The organism is Quadrisphaera sp. DVD1, from assembly GCF_058932755.1.
Genome location: NZ_JBZYWI010000012.1, coordinates 20,732 through 35,389 on the forward strand (window position 1 = coordinate 20,732; position 14,658 = coordinate 35,389).

Below are 14,658 nucleotides of genomic sequence, written 5' to 3' on the forward strand. Positions count from 1 at the left end.
GGGCGGGGTGCCTCAGGGGCGGGGCGTGCTGGGGGTGATGTTGCCCGGCGTGGAGGTGCCGGTGGTGCTCTTGCCGGGGGTGCGGGTGCCGGTGGTGCTGCGCGTGGTCGGCGTCGGCTGCGTGGCCGTCGCCGGCGGGGTGACCGGGGCGGTGGTGGTCGTCGCCGTGGTGCTGGGGGTGCTCGGGGCGGACGAGCTGCTGGAGTCGCCGGAGTCGCTGCCCCCGCCCACCTTCTCCTTGACGGCGGACGTGGCCTTGCTGGCGGCGCTCTTGGCGGTGCCCACCGCGGTGTCCTGGACGGTGGAGACCTTGTCCTGGACGGCGGGGTTGCCCCAGAACTTGCTGGCCTGCGCCGCGATCTGCTCGTAGCGACCCCGGCCGGCGCGCGCGCCCAGGACGTAGCCGACAGCGGCGCCGAGCAGGAAGGTGGTCTTGGCCATGGGGACCTCCGGAGTCGTGGCTGGATGATCTAGCTCCTCTGCCACTACCCCGCGCGAGCGCCGGTCACACCCCTGGCACCCTGGTGGCGTGCAGACCGACCTCCCGCCGACCACGCCCCTGGAGCTGGTCGAGGCCCGCTACGACTCCGACCTCGTCCAGCAGCTCGTGGCCGAGGTGCAGGCGGAGTACGTGCAGCGCTACGGCGGCCCGGACGACACCCCGCTGACCCCGGAGGACTTCGCGCCGCCCGCGGGCGCCTTCCTCGTCGCGCTCGCCGGCGGCGAGCCCGTGGGGTGCGCCGGGCTGCGCCGCCACGACGACAACGAGGTCGAGCTCAAGCGGCTGTACGTGCGGGCCGGGCACCGCCGGCGCGGCCACGCCCGCACCCTGCTGGCCGCCGTCGAGGACCGCGCCCGCGCGCAGGGCTACCGCCGCCTGGTGCTGGAGACCGGCAGCCAGCAGCCGGAGGCCGTGGCGCTCTACGGCGCCGCGGGGTACGCCGAGATCCCGCCCTACGGCCACTACGCCGACTCCGAGAGCAGCATCCACCTCGGCAAGGACCTCCAGGCCCGCGCGGGGGGCTGATCTGATGGCGCCCTCGCGGGACGCGCCGAGCCACCTCTCGCGACCGCCGGCACCGGGGCGGGCCGTGACTCGCGCTGCCGGTGGGTCACCACCGGGGAGCGGCCTCGTCGGCCGACGCCTGCCGCGCGCCTGGGGTCCCGTCGACCCGAGGAGCTGGACGCGCGTGACGAGCCGCGTCCTCCGCCGCGGACACCGGAGCGCCGCCCTCGCGACGACCTCGGGTCAGGGGGTGGTCGCGTGACCCCGGTCCCGGACGAGGTCCTCCGTCCGATCACCGCTGGGGTGGTGTCGGCCCTCGTCGGCTTCACGAGCGCCTTCGTCATCGTGCTGAGCGGCCTGGCGGGGGTCGGCGCGAGCCCGGACCAGGCGTCGAGCGGGCTGCTCGCGGTCAGCGTCACCATGGGCCTGTCCTGCATCCTCCTCGCGGCGTGGACGAGGAAGCCGATCACCGTGGCCTGGTCGACGCCCGGTGCGGCGCTGCTGACCTCCACCGGGGTGGTGCAGGGTGGATGGCCCGCCGCGGTGGGGGCCTTCCTCGTCACCGGGGCGCTGATCGTGCTCACCGGGCTCGTGCCGCGGCTCGGCGCGCTCATCGCCAGCATCCCGACCTCGGTCGCCCAGGCGATGCTCGCCGGCGTGCTGCTCCAGCTCTGCCTCGGACCGGTCACCGGTCTGGCGACGAACCCGGTCGCGGTCGCACCGGTCGTGGTCGCCTGGCTGCTCGCCATGCGGTTCCTGCCGCGCTGGGCGGCGCCGCTCGCCTTCCTCGCCGCGGCGATCGTCATCGGCGTGCACCTCGCGGTCTCGGGGACCTCGATCGCCCCCTCAGCGCTGGTGCCGCGGGTGGAGGTCACGGTCCCGACGCTCACACCGCTCGCCGTGATCGGCATCGCCGTGCCGCTCTACCTCGTGACGATGGCCTCGCAGAACGTCCCGGGCGTCGCGGTGATGAAGGGGCTGGGCTACGAGGTGCCCTGGAAGCGCTCGATGCTCGTGACCGGTGTCGGCACCCTGCTCGGTGCACCGGCGGGCGGGCATGCGATCAACCTCGCGGCGATCAGCGCAGCGCTCGCCGCCGGGCCCGACGCGGGCGAGGACCGCTCGCGGCGCTGGATCGCCAGCGTGACCGCGGGCGTCGTCCTCGTCCTGCTCGGCATCGCGTCGGCGGCGTTCGGCGCGCTCGTGCTGCTCGCCCCTGCCGGCGTCATCCCTGCCGTCGCAGGGCTGGCGCTGCTCGCCACGCTCGCGTCCTCCCTGCAGGCAGCGCTCTCGCACGCGGACGAGCGGGTCCCCGCCGTCATCGCCTTCGCGACCGCCGCATCGGGCCTCGCGATCGCCGGCGTGAGCGCCGCCTTCTGGGCGCTGGTCGCCGGACTCGTCGCCCGCGTCGTCCTGCGGCGGGGACCGCGATCCGCTGCGGAGCCCCACCAGCGGTGACGGCTGAGCACGCTCGGTCGTGTCGCTGGGGAGGGTGGCGGAGGGGGCGCCGTCAGGCGCGGGGGACGCCCCGGGCCCCGCGCTGGTCGGCGGGGGAGAGGTCGTGGGCGTCGACGGCGCTCGTCCGGCTGGAGACCAGCTGGCCCTCCTCGCCGCTGGCCCACTGGACGACGAGCACGGTGGCGTCGTCCTGCAGGACGCCGTCCTGGTGGGCCAGGACGTCGCGGACGACGCGGCGCAGGGTCTCTGGCGCCGACTGCCCCTCGGCCGCGGACCTCTCCAGCTGGTCGACCAGGCCGTCCAGGCCGAAGAAGGCGCCCTCCGGACTGCGGGCCTCGGTGATGCCGTCGGTGTAGAAGACGACCCAGTCGTCAGGCTCGAGCTGCTTCTCGGCGACCACCCCCGCGCCCGTGGTCAGCCCGAACAGGATCCGCCGCCCTCCGGTCAGCTCCTCGACCACCGCGCCACCGCGCATGAGCAGCGGCGGGGGATGACCGGCGTTGAGGTAGCGCAGCAGCCCGCTGGAGAGGTCGAGCTCGCTGATGATCCCGGTCGCGAACCTCTCCAGCCGTCCCTGGTCGGCGACGTGCTCGTCCATGGTGGTGGCCGTCTCGAGCAGGCCGAGGCCCTGGCGGCGGCTGCTGCGGTAGGCGGCCAGCGCCACCGCGGCGACCAGGGTCCCGCTCAGGTCGTGTCCCGTGGCGTCGAGCACGGCCAGGTGCGCGGTGTCCTCGGTGACGCTGTAGTCGAAGGCGTCGGCGGCCACGTCGTAGACCGGCTGCAGCAGGCCGGAGATGACCACCCCCTCGCAGGCGAAGGTCAGCGGGGGCAGGAGCTGCCACAGCAGCTCGGAGGCGACGGTGCGCGGTCGCAGCCGCTGGATCCGGGCGAGCTCGTCGCCGTACGCGGACTTGGCCGACACCAGGTGTCCGACCAGGTGCGCCAGCAGCCGGCAGCGCTCCGCGAAGACCGGGTCGTCCAGGTCGAGGTCAGGGCCGTCCACGTCCGTGCCGGCGTCCGCGGTGACCTTCAGCACGCCGAGGCGGTGGGAGCCGTCGAGGACCGGCAGCCACACGCCACGAGCGGAGGACGGCGCCTCCGCGGAGGACGGCCAGGGCACCGGCTCCACGGTGCGGAAGCACAGCCCTGCCAGGCCCTCGTCGACCAGCTGGGGGACGTCGCCCTCCGCGCCGGGCACCGGCACCGGGATCAGGAGCCGCTGCTCGGCGTCGGCCAGGTGCACGACGGCGGTCCAGCCGAGCTCGCGCGCCGCCTCGAGCACCACCTCGGGCAGCTGGCCGGGCGTGGCCAGGTGCGCGCGGTCCAGCAGCACCCGCAGCGCGGCCAGGGTCCTGGTGCCGGCGTCGGCGTCGGAGGGCACGGCGGGACGCTATGCCCTCCGCGCACGGGGCGGGGCCCTCAGCCCTCAGCAGTCGAACACCGACCAGCACAGCGCGTTCCGCACCCGCTGGTCGTCGAGGACGAGCGCCCGCACCGGGGCGGGCAGCTGGTCCCTCTGCCACCCGCACTCCAGTCGCCCAGCAGCCTCCGCCTCCTCGGCCGGCACAGCCGCCCGCACGGCCTTGATGGCGTACGCCGCGGCGCCGAGGTCGTGCGCGGCCACGTGCGCCACGACGCCGGCCTGACCGGCGGCGTACGCCGCGTGCCGAGCGGCCCCCCGCAGGTCTCGCGCCGCCCCCATCGCGCGTCCACCCGCCGCACGGGCCTGCATCATCGCCACCTCACCGCGCGCCCACGCACGGGCGTGCTCGATCGCCTCGCGCGGTCGCCGGTCGTCCGGCCGCGCCGCCTCGAAGAGGTCGAGGACGTGCTCGGCGCAGGCCGCCGCCCACAGGGCGAGCAGGTGGTGGTGGGGGTCCGTGAGGAGCCCGCCGCGGCGGAGCGTGACGAGACGAGGGTCCGGCACCGGCGGCAGGATCATGGTCCACCTCCCTCGTCGTGCCGTGTCTGGAGCGGTGCAGCCGGGCCGGGCTCAGCGGCCCTCGGGCGGTCCGGCGAAGCCGAGCCCCTGGCCGGCCAGCGCTGCCCGCAGCACCGCGACGGCCTTCGGGCCGACACCGTGGAGGGCCCCCACGGCGCCCTCCTCCCAGTGCGTCAGCGACTCCAGGTCCCGGACCCCGGCGGAGCCGAGGGCTCGCGCAGCGGGCCCTCCGATCTCCCTGGGCAGATCCGTCATGACGCCTCCTCCCACGATGCCCACGAGCGTCGACCGGCGCGAGCGCAGCGACTCATCGCTGCGGGGCCGCGTCAGGCCTCCTCGACGGGCAGCGACAGCTCGACCGTGGCGGCGCTGAAGTCGTCGGCACGGTCGATCACCGCGACGATCTCGGGGCCGGGGCGCAGGCGCCAGGGGTTCGAGGGGAACCACTCGGTCGCGGTGGCGGCCCAGACGTCCTGGAGGGTCTGCGGGTAGGGGCCCGAGGCCCGGAACACCGCCCAGGACCCGGCCGGTACGGGGACCACGTCGAGGTCCTCGGGCACGGCCGTGGCCTCCGCGAGGGCCACACCGTGCAGGTGGGTGAGATCGGTGCCCTCCTCGCGGTCCGGCTCGAGGTCGGTGCTGACGGCGAGCAGGCCGGACGGCTCGGCGTCGCTCAGGGCCTTCAGCCGCGCGTGCTCCTGCGGGGGGACGGACCTGACGTGCTCCTGGATGGCGGGGTTGGTCCCGCGGTGCACGGGGGGCACGCGGGCAGCGTGCCCGGCGAGGCGGAAGGCGGGTCGGGTGACGATCCGGACGTCCATGGGGCTCGCTCCTTCGACGGTGAGGCGGAACTTGGTGCGCGGTCGGGTGCGGAGGGGGCCGCCGTCGCGCCGGACCTCGCCGGGACCGGCGCCGTGGACCGACCGGAACGCCCGGCCGAACGCCTCCGCCGAGCCGTAGCCGTAGCGCACCGCGATCGTCAGCAGGTCCTCCGCCCCCGTGACGACCTCCGCCGCGGCGACGGTCATGCGCCTGCGGCGCACGTACTCCGACAGCCCCATCCCGGCCAGCCAGGAGAACATGCGGCGCAGGTGGTGCTCGGTCGTCCCGAGCGCGGCCGCGAGGCGTGCGACGTCGAGGTCCTCGGTGAGGCTCTCCTCCACGAGGTCCACGAGCCGGTTGAGCCAGGCGATCACGGGGCCCCCTTCCGCTGTCGAGCCTGCCCCCTCGACGCGCCGCGAGACCCGATCATCGCGGTCCGTCGCGATCAGCTGCCGGTCAGCGGTTCCCGGCCCGGGGGCCACCGGCCGCCGCGGGGCGAGGTGCGGAGCCGACGACACCGCCGCTGGCCACGGCCGGGCGGTGCCTGCAGGGTGGCGCGATGGTGAGCGGTCTGGTGCTGGCGCTGTCCGCGTCGCTGCTGTGGGGGACGGGCGACTTCGCCGGCGGCCGGCTGAGCCGGCAGCTGCCGCTGCTGGTGGTGGTCACCGGCAGCCAGGGTGCCGGACTGGTCGCGCTGGTGCTCGTCCTCGTGGCGCGCGGGCAGGTGGAGCACGCGGCGATCGGCTGGGGGGTGGTCGCCGGCGTCCTCTCCGTCGGCAGCGTCACGTGCTTCTACCGGGCCCTGGCGGTGGGGACGATGAGCGTCGTCGCCCCCGTCGTGGCCACCTCCGCGGCGGTGCCCGTGCTCGTCGGCGTCGCCGCTGGCGAGCGCCCCGGGGCGGTGAGCACCTCGGGCATCGTCGTGGCGCTGTGCGGCGTGGTCCTCGCCAGCCGGCAGGTGGCGCACGAGCCGCCCACCGACCACCGGCTCAGCGTCGTCCTGTCCGTGGCGGCAGCGCTCCTCTCCGGTGTGCAGCTGGTCGCCCTGCAGCGCGCCGGCGCCGTCGACGCCCTCACCGGGGTCGGCGCCAGCCGGGCCACCAGCGTGACCGTGTTCGTCGTGGCCCTGGTGCTGACGCGGACCTCCGCGCCGGCCCGGGCCCTGCCGGCCGCCGTGGCCGTGGGGCTGCTCGACACCGCCGCGAACCTCGCCTACACCCTCGCGAGCGCCCGCACGCTGCTGTCGCTGGCCGCGGTGCTGGCCAGCCTCTACCCGCTGGTCACCATCGCGCTGGCCCGGGTGGTGCTGCACGAGCGCCCCCGACCGGCGCAGTGGGCCGGCGCCGCCCTGGCGCTCGCCGGCGTGCTCCTCGTCGTGGGCGGCTGACGGCCGCCGCCGCGGAGGTGGCGACAGCCGACGAGGGCGCTAGTCGGGCTCGTCCGTGAAGGCTCGGCGAGCAGTTCCGCGGTGCAGGGCCAGGTGCCCGCCGAGGAAGCCCGCACCCGCGACGACCGCGTTGCCGGCCAGGGCGAGCGTCGTGCCGGTCCGGTGCCCGCCGCGCAGGCGTGCGGCGAGCGAGCCGATGAAGAGGAAGGTGGCGGCGTCCGTGCCGAGCGAGTGGACCGCACCGATCCGGCGCTCGGCGCCTGACAGCTCCGCCCAGTCGCCGGCGCCGGCGAGGGCCGTCGGCACGGACGCCAGCACTCCGAACCCGGCGAGGAGCGTCGCGCCGCGACGCGACTCGGACCCTCCGGCGAGGTCGAGGAGGGACGTGCTGAGCCAGCACCCGGTGGTCACGTCGGTCAGCGACGGGTGCAGGGAGTGACCGAGCACGCCGGTGTGCAGCGGGCTGCGCCGTACCCACTCGATGAGCGGCCGGTAGACCACCTCCTGAGCACGGGCGAGGCGCTCGGAGAGCGGGCTCTCGCCGACCGCCCGGGCGACGCGCTGCGGCAGGGGCCTCGGTGCCACGCGCTCACGGTACGCCGCTGGCCGTCGCCCTCGGAAGCCGTCACGTCCCGCTCTGCTGAGCGTGCCGGCCCGCCCGGAGCGGGTGTCGCCGCTGCGCGAGCTCGGTCGACGGCCCGGCCCTGGCGGAGCCGTCCCGACGACGGCCGGCCACCGGTGACGACCGGGCGGTGGGGGAATAGCGGTGTGCGGCGACCCGGTTGGGGATGGGCGGCGGCCGCGGCTGGTGCTGAGCGGGTCCCGGCGTCGCCTCCCCTGTCAGCGCGAGGAACGGGTAGGGCAGCTGTGGACCACCAGGACGGGTCTGCGCCGGGTCCGGCGGACGGGTCTGCGCGCAGCCCCCAGAGCGGGGAGGGGAGCGCTGACCGGTGGGGGAGCCAGGCGCCCTCCCGCGGTCTGGCTGCGGCGACGAGCGACCTGGCGCGGTCGCTGCAGAGCGTGCACGGTGATGTCGAGGGCACCCTGCAGATGATCACCGCGCGCGTGCTGACCGGGATCCCCGGAGCCGGGCACGCCGGCATCACGCTGGTCACCGACAGCGGGCGGCTGGAGTCGCGTGCGACCACCGGCGCGATGCCGGAGAAGCTCGACGCCCTGCAGGCCGAGGTCGGCGAGGGGCCGTGCCTGCAGGCGCTGTGGGCCCAGCAGACCGTGCGCGTGGACGACCTCGCCTCGGACGAGCGGTGGACGGCGTTCACCTCCCGCGCCGTCGAGGCGGGAGTCCGTTCGATGCTGTGCTTCCAGCTGTTCGTCCGCGGTCGCACGCTGGGGGCGCTGAACCTGTACGCCGAGCAGCCCCGGGCGTTCCCGCAGGAGTCGGAGGCCATCGGGCTGGTCTTCGCCACCCACGCCGCGATCGCGCTGTCCGCGGCGCAGGAGATCGAGCAGCTGCGCACCGCCAGGGACAGCCACGCGATCATCGGGCAGGCCACGGGCATCCTCATGGAGCGCTGCGGCCTGGACGCCGATCGGGCGTTCGCTGCGCTCTCGCGCACGTCGCAGGACACGAACACCCGCCTGCGCGAGGTCGCCCGACGCGTGGTGACCACCGGCGCCTTCCCGGGCAGCATCCGCACCGCGCTCCGGTAGACCGCGCCGCTCGACCTCGTGGTGAGCGGCCCGGTGGCCGGCTTCTGGACCACCGGGCCTGCCCATCACCAGGACCCGGGCCCTGCGACGGGCTCGGCGGCAGCATCTCAGGCGGCGGACGCGGCCGCCGTCGCACCCCGACGACCGGGCGCGCCCGCCCGCGTCACCGGGTGCGCCCGCCCTGGTGGGGTGGGCCCTGTTGTCGTTCCTGGTGCTGTCGGCCGTGGTCGGTGCGGCTCCCTCCTGCTGGCCGCACCGACGTCCACGAGGACCGCAGGGCGCGATCGGTGACGAGGGACCGCCCGCGGTGGGCAGGTCAGGAGTCACCGAGGCGCTGTCCAGGGCAGCACCGGTGCAGCGGCTGCGAGCAGCGCCCGCACCTCCCGGGCGGCGTCGCGCCCGGCGCGGTTGGCGCCCACGGTGCTGGCCGAGGGGCCGTAGCCGAGGAGGTGCAGCCGCGGCTCGCGGACGGCCCGGGTGCCCTCCACGCGGATCCCGCCGCCGGGCTCGCGCAGGCGCAGCGGGGCGAGGTGGTCCAGCGCCGAGCGGAAACCGGTGCACCACAGCAGGACGTCGGCGGCCACGTGCGTGCGGCCGTGGGGTCCCACCGGCGCGTCCCAGGCGATCCCGTCGGGCACGATCCGGTCCATCACCGGCAGGCGGTCCAGGACGCCGCTCGCGGCAGCGGCGCGCAGGGCCGGCGTCCACGGCAGCCCGGTGACGGACACGACGCTGCCCGGCGGCAGCCCCGCCCGCACCCGCTGCTCGACGAGCGCGACCGCCCGCCGGCCGGCGTCGGCGTCGAACGGCTCGTCGCGGAAGACCGGCGGGCGGCGGGTGACCCACGTCGTGCGCGCGACGGCGGCGACCTCCACGAGCAGCTGGACGGCGGAGATCCCGCCCCCGACGACGACCACGGAGGCCCCGGCGAGCCCGTCGGGGCCCCGGTAGTCGGCGGTGTGCAGCTGGCGGCCGGCGAACGCCTCCTGGCCGGGGTAGCGGGGCCAGAAGGGGCGGGTCCAGGTGCCGGTGGCGCTGAGCACCGCCCGCGCGGCCCACCGGCGGCCGTCGGCGGCCTCGAGGACGAGCCGGTCGGCGAGGTGGCCCTCGCCGCGGCGCACGGCTCGCACCGCCACCGGGCGCACCACGGGCAGGTGCTGCTCGCGCTCGTAGGCGGCGAAGTAGGCGCTGACCGCCTCCGCCGCCGGGGCGGCGGGGTCGACCGTCGGCATCGGGGCGCCGGGCAGGTCGTGGACGCCGTTGACCGTGGCCATCGTCAGCGTCGGCCACCGGTGGCGCCAGGCGCCTCCCGGCGCCTCGCCGGCGTCCAGCAGCAGGTGCTCGACGCCCGTGCGGCGCAGGTGCCAGGACGCCGACAGCCCGGCCTGGCCGGCCCCGACCACGACGGCGTCGAGCAGGACGGGGTCGGCGGGCACGCGTCGATGGTCGCCCATCGGCGTGCGGGAGGATGGGCCGGTGACCCCAGTGCTGGACCCCGCGCCCCCGTACGGCCTGCTCCTCGACGTCGACGGGCCGATCGCCAGCCCGCTCACCCGCAGCATCGTCCAGCCCAGCATCGTCCCGGACCTCGTGGCGCTGCTCGCCGCGGGCGTCCCGGTCGTGTTCAACACCGGCCGCTCCGACGCCTTCCTCGCCGCTCAGGTGCTGCCCCCGCTGCGGGCTGCCGGCATCCCCGCCGGCGCCCGGCTGCACGCGGTCTGCGAGAAGGGCGCCGTCTGGTTCACCGTCCACCCGGGCGGCGACACCGAGGTGGTCGTCGACGAGGCGCTCGCGGTGCCCGCCGCGTACGGGCGGGTGATCGAGGACCTCGTGGCCGAGCGGTACGCCGACGCCATGTTCTTCGACGCCACCAAGCGGGCGATGGTCTCGGTGGAGCAGCACGTCGACGTGCCGGCCGCCGACTACGCCCGGGTGCGGGACGCCTTCGACGCCGACGCGCTCGCGGCCTTCGCCCCCTTCGGGCTCGGCGCCCGCCTCGGCGAGCGCGTGGTGCCCGACGCCACGGGGGCGGTCCAGTTCCGCGTCGATCCCACGATCATCTCCACCGACATCGAGTCCGTCGTGCTCGGCAAGGACTTCGGCGCCGAGCGCGCCCTGGAGCTGCTGGCCGCCGACGGCGAGGCGCCGCGCGCCTGGTTCACGGTCGGCGACTCGCGCACCGACTACGCGATGGCCGACTGGCTGCACGCCCGTGGCCTGGAGGTCAGCCACGTCGACGTGCGCCCGGCCGACGGGCTGCTCCAGCGGCCCTACCCGGTGCTGACCGAGCCGGTCGCGGTCAACGACGAGGCGGGCGCGGCGTTCCTGTCCCGCCTCGTGGCAGACCTCGAGCGGCCGGGGCGTCATCCTCGGGGATGACCCCGGGGCCCGAGAAGACCCACCGCTGAGCGGACGCCGGCCGTGCCGGTGGCGGGCCAGGCTCGGCCCATGGCCACCAGCACCCTGCACCGCGAGCCCCCGACCGCCGCGGCGCCGCACCCGGGGGAGCCGTTCGCCCGCCCGCGGGTGCGCCTGGCCCCGGCGGAGGAGGTCGCGGCCGTCCTCGACCCGCGCGCCGCCGCGGCCCTGCGCCCTCCGCCGTGGGTCGCGTCCACGCCCGGGTGGTCCGCCAGCGCCCTCGGCTGGTTCGACGCCGACGGGACGCCGCTGGCCGCCGTCCTCGTGCTGCGCCGCCACGTGCCCGGCACCGCGCGGTTCCTCGCCTACCTGCCGTCCGCGCCGACGTCCGTCGACCCCGGCGGGGACCCGGGGTGGCTGCCGGCCGCCACCGCGGTGCTGCGCCGGGCGGGCGCCTTCGCCGTGCGGGTGGGCGGGGCCTAGAGCTCGGCCGGGGCGGCGGTGTCGCAACCCTCGACCGTGCCGCCGGTGTAGCCGGTGGTGAACCACCGCTGGCGCTGCTCGCTCGTGCCGTGGGTGTACGTCTCGGGGTCGGTGCGGCCCTGCGCGGTCTCCTGGATCCGGTCGTCGCCGACCGAGGCGGCCGCGGACAGCGCGTCGGCGACGTCGGCGTCGGTGAGCTGCTCCAGGAAGGGCAGGCCCGTGTCCGGGTCCGGGGTGCTCGCGGCGTACCCGGCCCACACCCCGGCCAGGCAGTCGGCCTGCAGCTCCGAGCGCACGGCGGCCGACTCGGCGCCCGCGGGGTCGGCCTGCACCTGGTCGAGCAGCCCGAGCTGGGCCTGGACGTGGTGGCCGAACTCGTGGGCCACGACGTACTCCTGCGCCAGCGGCCCTCCGCTGGAGCCGAACTGGTCGACGAGCACCGAGAAGAAGCTCGTGTCGAAGTACGCCGTCTGGTCGGCCGGGCAGTAGAACGGCCCGACGGCGGTGGTCGCCGGCCCGCAGGCGGTGCTCACGTCGTCGCGGAACAGCTGGACCTGCGGCTGCACGTACTCCGCGCCGGAGCGGGGCAGCAGCTCGGCCCACACGGCGTCGAGCGACTCGACCGTGGCCACGATGCGGCAGTCGACGTCGGCGTTCGCGGCCTCGCCGCTGCGGCACTGGCTGACGTCGGGCGCCCCCCCGCCCCCGGTGCCGCCGGTGCCGCCCGTGCCGCCGGTGAGCTGGCCGGGGTCGACGCCGAGCAGCAGGGCGACCACGACGACGACCAGGCCGCCGACCCCGCCGCCGACGGCGACCCCGCGGCCCCTCCCGCCGCTGGTGCGGACGCGGTCGGGGTCCAGGCGGATGCCGCGGTTGAAGGTCACCCGGCGAGGGTGGCCGAGACCGCCGCCTCCAGCACGTCGAGCGCGTCGTCGAGCAGCGCCTCGTCGATGGTCAGCGGCGGCAGGAAACGGAGCACGTTGCCGTCGGTGCCGCAGGTCAGGGTGATCACCCCGGCGGCGTGGCAGGCGCCGCTGATCGCGGCGGCGGCCGCGGCGTCCGGGGTGGTCGTGCCGGGCTGCACGAGCTCGATCGCCAGCATCGCCCCCCGGCCGCGGACGTCCCCGATGCCGGGGTGCGCCGTCGCCATCGCGCGCAGCCGCCGCAGCATCTGCGCCTCGATCCGGCGGGCGGCGGCCGGCAGGTCGAGCTCCTCCATCGCCGCGACGGCCCCGAGCGCGGCGGCGCAGGCCACCGCGTTGCCCCCGTAGGTGCCGCCCAGCCCGCCGACGTGGACGGCGTCCATCACCTCGGCGCGGCCGACGACGGCCGACAGCGGCAGGCCGCCGGCGATCCCCTTGGCCACCGCCACGAGGTCCGGGTGCACGCCCTCGTGCTCGCAGGCGAAGACGTCGCCGGTGCGGGCGAAGCCGGTCTGGACCTCGTCGGCCACGAGCAGCACGCCGTGCGAGCGGCACCACGCCTCCAGGGCGGGGAGGAACCCCGGCGCGGGGTCGATGAACCCGCCCTCGCCCTGGACCGGCTCGATCACCAGGCAGGCGACCTCCTCGGCGCCCACCTGCTTCTCGATGACGTCGATGGCGCGCGCCGCGGCCTGCTCGCCGGTCATGCCGGCCGGGTCGCGGAACGGGTACGACATCGGTGCGCGGTACACCTCGCCGGCGAACGGGCCGAAGCCGCGCTTGTAGGGCATGGCCTTGGCGGTCATGGCCATCGTGAGGTTCGTGCGCCCGTGGTAGGCGTGGTCGAAGACCACGACGGCGTCGCGGCCGGTGGCGTGGCGGGCGACCTTGACCGCGTTCTCCACCGCCTCGGCCCCGGAGTTGAACAGCGCGGCCCGGGCCGGGCCCTCGACGGGCACGAGGCGCACCAGCGCCTCGCAGACCGCCACGTACTCCTCGTACGGGGTCACCATGAAGCAGGTGTGGGTGAAGTCGGCCAGCTGCTCCTGGGCGGCGGCCACGACGCGGGGCTGGGTGTGCCCGACGTTGACCACAGCGATGCCCGAGCCGAGGTCGATGAGGGAGTTGCCGTCGACGTCGACGACCACGGCCCCGGAGGCCCGCTCGACGTAGACCGGCAGGGTCGAGCCGACCCCGCGGGCCACCACGGCGGCCCTGCGCTCGTGCAGCGCCCGCGAGCGCGGGCCCGGCACCTCGGTGACCAGCCGGCGGACCTGCTCCACGCCGCCCTCCACGCCGCCCTGCCCGCCGCTCTGCACGCCGCTCTGCGCGGCCGTCGTCGTCATGCCGACGAGCGTAGGCCCGCGGGGCCACCGCAGACTGGCCGGCATGACTCAGACCACCGCCTCCACCCCCTGGCCCCCCACGACGACCACCACCGGCACCGGCACCGTCCCGCTGGGCGAGGGCGGCCGCGGGGTCTTCCCGCTGTGCCTGGGCGGCAACGTCTTCGGCTGGACCGCCGACGAGGAGGCCTCGCACGCCGTCCTCGACGCCTTCGCGGACGCCGGCGGGAACCTCGTCGACACCGCCGACGTGTACTCCGCCTGGGTCGAGGGCAACTCCGGCGGCGAGAGCGAGGCCGTGATCGGGCGCTGGGCGGCCGAGCGCGGCGTGGGCGGCGGGTTCCTCGTGGCCACCAAGACCGGCATGCTCCCCGGCGCCGACCTGTCCCGCGCCTCGGTGGACGCCGCGATCGACGCCTCGCTGGGCCGCCTGCAGCGCGACGCCGTCGACCTCTACTACGCCCACGTCGACGAGGAGGAGCGACCGGTCGAGGAGGTCGTGGAGACCTTCGCCTCGCTCGTGGCCGACGGCCGGGCCCGCAGCTGGGGCGTGAGCAACTGGTCCGCCGCCCGCGTCCGGGCCGCCGTGGCCGCCGCCCGCGAGGCCGGCCTGCCCGGGCCCGTGGCGGTGCAGAACGAGGGCAGCGCCGTCTCGCGCACCGACCCGGAGGTGCTCGCCGCCGCCGCCGAGGCCGGCCTGCTCGCGCTGCCCTACTCCACGCTGGCGTCGGGGTTCCTCTCCGGCAAGTACTCCCGCGAGGGCGACCTGCCGGACAGCGCGCGCTCGGGCGGCGTGCGGGACCGCTTCATGAACGAGGCTGGGTGGGCGGTGCTGGACGCCGTCAGCGAGGTCGCCCGCGGCCGCGACGCCGAGGTCGCCTCGGTCGCGCTCGCCTGGCTGCGCGCCCAGGGGATGGTGCCGATCGCCTCGGCCCGCACGCCCCAGCAGCTGCGGCCCCTGGTCGCCGGGGCGCTCATGGAGCTCTCGGCCGACGAGCTGCACGCCATCACCGACGCCGGCGCCTGAGGGCTGCGGGGGCGCTGTCAGGGACCTGTCAGGCCGGGCGCCCACAATGGCGCCCATGCAGGTCCAGCACGCCGAGCCCCCGCAGCGCCGCGACGTCGTCCTCCTGGGCTCCACCGGCTCGATCGGCACCCAGGCCGAGGACGTCGTCGCCCGCCACGGCGACCAGCTGCGCGTGGTCGCCGTGGCGGCCGGGGGCGGGGACGTCGCGGCGCTCGCCGCCCAGGCCGTGCGCCTG

General features: G+C 76.5%; 16 protein-coding genes and 1 pseudogene. 8 read left to right on the forward strand and 9 right to left on the reverse strand.

What is annotated here, in order from left to right:
• Positions 1-12 precede the first annotated feature (12 nt).
• On the reverse strand, positions 13-441 hold the full coding sequence (locus AC5FZL_RS02545) for a YtxH domain-containing protein (protein WP_493616998.1): 429 nt from the start codon (positions 439-441) through the stop codon (positions 13-15).
• Between the two features lie 88 nt (positions 442-529).
• Here AC5FZL_RS02545 and AC5FZL_RS02550 point away from each other — a divergent pair, with 88 nt between their 5' ends.
• Positions 530-1,027 (forward strand): GNAT family N-acetyltransferase, encoded by a 498-nt coding sequence (locus tag AC5FZL_RS02550; protein WP_493616999.1) that lies wholly within the window; start codon positions 530-532, stop codon positions 1,025-1,027.
• A gap of 237 nt (positions 1,028-1,264) precedes the next feature.
• Positions 1,265-2,464: a benzoate/H(+) symporter BenE family transporter gene (locus AC5FZL_RS02555; protein ID WP_493617000.1), complete on the forward strand. Its 1,200-nt coding sequence runs from the start codon at positions 1,265-1,267 to the stop codon at positions 2,462-2,464.
• Positions 2,465-2,516: 52 nt separating this feature from the next.
• On the opposite strand, the gene AC5FZL_RS02560 is transcribed toward AC5FZL_RS02555, so the two are convergent.
• The 4 genes from AC5FZL_RS02560 to AC5FZL_RS02575 all read right to left on the reverse strand — a co-directional run bounded on the left by AC5FZL_RS02560 (position 2,517) and on the right by AC5FZL_RS02575 (position 5,602).
• Positions 2,517-3,845: a PP2C family protein-serine/threonine phosphatase gene (locus AC5FZL_RS02560; RefSeq protein WP_493617001.1), complete on the reverse strand. Its 1,329-nt coding sequence runs from the start codon at positions 3,843-3,845 to the stop codon at positions 2,517-2,519.
• Between the two features lie 45 nt (positions 3,846-3,890).
• Positions 3,891-4,406, reverse strand: coding sequence for a putative immunity protein (locus tag AC5FZL_RS02565; RefSeq protein WP_493617002.1), 516 nt, complete (start codon positions 4,404-4,406; stop codon positions 3,891-3,893).
• A 51-nt stretch (positions 4,407-4,457) separates the two neighbouring features.
• Positions 4,458-4,661, reverse strand: a complete 204-nt coding sequence (locus AC5FZL_RS02570) for a helix-hairpin-helix domain-containing protein (RefSeq protein ID WP_493617003.1) — start codon at positions 4,659-4,661, stop codon at positions 4,458-4,460.
• A gap of 71 nt (positions 4,662-4,732) precedes the next feature.
• Positions 4,733-5,602: an AraC family transcriptional regulator gene (locus tag AC5FZL_RS02575; protein ID WP_493617004.1), complete on the reverse strand. Its 870-nt coding sequence runs from the start codon at positions 5,600-5,602 to the stop codon at positions 4,733-4,735.
• A gap of 185 nt (positions 5,603-5,787) precedes the next feature.
• Here AC5FZL_RS02575 and AC5FZL_RS02580 point away from each other — a divergent pair, with 185 nt between their 5' ends.
• Positions 5,788-6,615: an EamA family transporter gene (locus tag AC5FZL_RS02580; RefSeq protein WP_493617005.1), complete on the forward strand. Its 828-nt coding sequence runs from the start codon at positions 5,788-5,790 to the stop codon at positions 6,613-6,615.
• Between the two features lie 39 nt (positions 6,616-6,654).
• On the opposite strand, the gene AC5FZL_RS02585 is transcribed toward AC5FZL_RS02580, so the two are convergent.
• Entirely contained in the window at positions 6,655-7,200 is a 546-nt protein-coding gene (locus AC5FZL_RS02585; protein WP_493617006.1) for a DUF2231 domain-containing protein, read from the reverse strand.
• Positions 7,201-7,635: 435 nt separating this feature from the next.
• Here AC5FZL_RS02585 and AC5FZL_RS02590 point away from each other — a divergent pair, with 435 nt between their 5' ends.
• Positions 7,636-8,286, forward strand: coding sequence for an ANTAR domain-containing protein (locus tag AC5FZL_RS02590; protein WP_493617007.1), 651 nt, complete (start codon positions 7,636-7,638; stop codon positions 8,284-8,286).
• Positions 8,287-8,609: 323 nt separating this feature from the next.
• Here AC5FZL_RS02590 and AC5FZL_RS02595 read toward each other — a convergent pair whose 3' ends face one another.
• The gene (locus tag AC5FZL_RS02595) at positions 8,610-9,722 is read right to left on the reverse strand and encodes an NAD(P)-binding domain-containing protein (RefSeq protein ID WP_493617008.1); all 1,113 of its coding nucleotides are present in this window, start codon (positions 9,720-9,722) and stop codon (positions 8,610-8,612) included.
• 40 nt (positions 9,723-9,762) lie between these two features.
• On the opposite strand from AC5FZL_RS02595, the gene AC5FZL_RS02600 reads away from it, so the two are divergent.
• Positions 9,763-10,665: a hypothetical protein gene (locus AC5FZL_RS02600; protein ID WP_493617009.1), complete on the forward strand. Its 903-nt coding sequence runs from the start codon at positions 9,763-9,765 to the stop codon at positions 10,663-10,665.
• A 69-nt stretch (positions 10,666-10,734) separates the two neighbouring features.
• A complete protein-coding gene (locus AC5FZL_RS02605; RefSeq protein ID WP_493617010.1) occupies positions 10,735-11,127 on the forward strand; it encodes a hypothetical protein in 393 nt (130 codons plus the stop codon).
• Here AC5FZL_RS02605 and ypfJ read toward each other — a convergent pair.
• Both ypfJ and gabT read right to left on the reverse strand, forming a co-directional pair.
• Positions 11,124-12,011: a KPN_02809 family neutral zinc metallopeptidase gene (gene ypfJ, locus AC5FZL_RS02610; protein ID WP_493617011.1), complete on the reverse strand. Its 888-nt coding sequence runs from the start codon at positions 12,009-12,011 to the stop codon at positions 11,124-11,126. The genes AC5FZL_RS02605 and ypfJ overlap by 4 nt on opposite strands.
• Complete coding sequence (gene gabT / locus AC5FZL_RS02615; protein WP_493617012.1) at positions 12,008-13,396, reverse strand: 4-aminobutyrate--2-oxoglutarate transaminase; 1,389 nt, start codon at positions 13,394-13,396, stop codon at positions 12,008-12,010. Before gabT ends, ypfJ begins: the two co-directional genes overlap by 4 nt.
• Before the next feature lie 43 nt (positions 13,397-13,439).
• Here gabT and AC5FZL_RS02620 point away from each other — a divergent pair, with 43 nt between their 5' ends.
• Positions 13,440-14,423 (forward strand): aldo/keto reductase, encoded by a 984-nt coding sequence (locus AC5FZL_RS02620; protein ID WP_493617013.1) that lies wholly within the window; start codon positions 13,440-13,442, stop codon positions 14,421-14,423.
• A 55-nt stretch (positions 14,424-14,478) separates the two neighbouring features.
• Positions 14,479-14,658, forward strand: a pseudogene (locus AC5FZL_RS02625) (1-deoxy-D-xylulose-5-phosphate reductoisomerase); the annotation flags it as partial.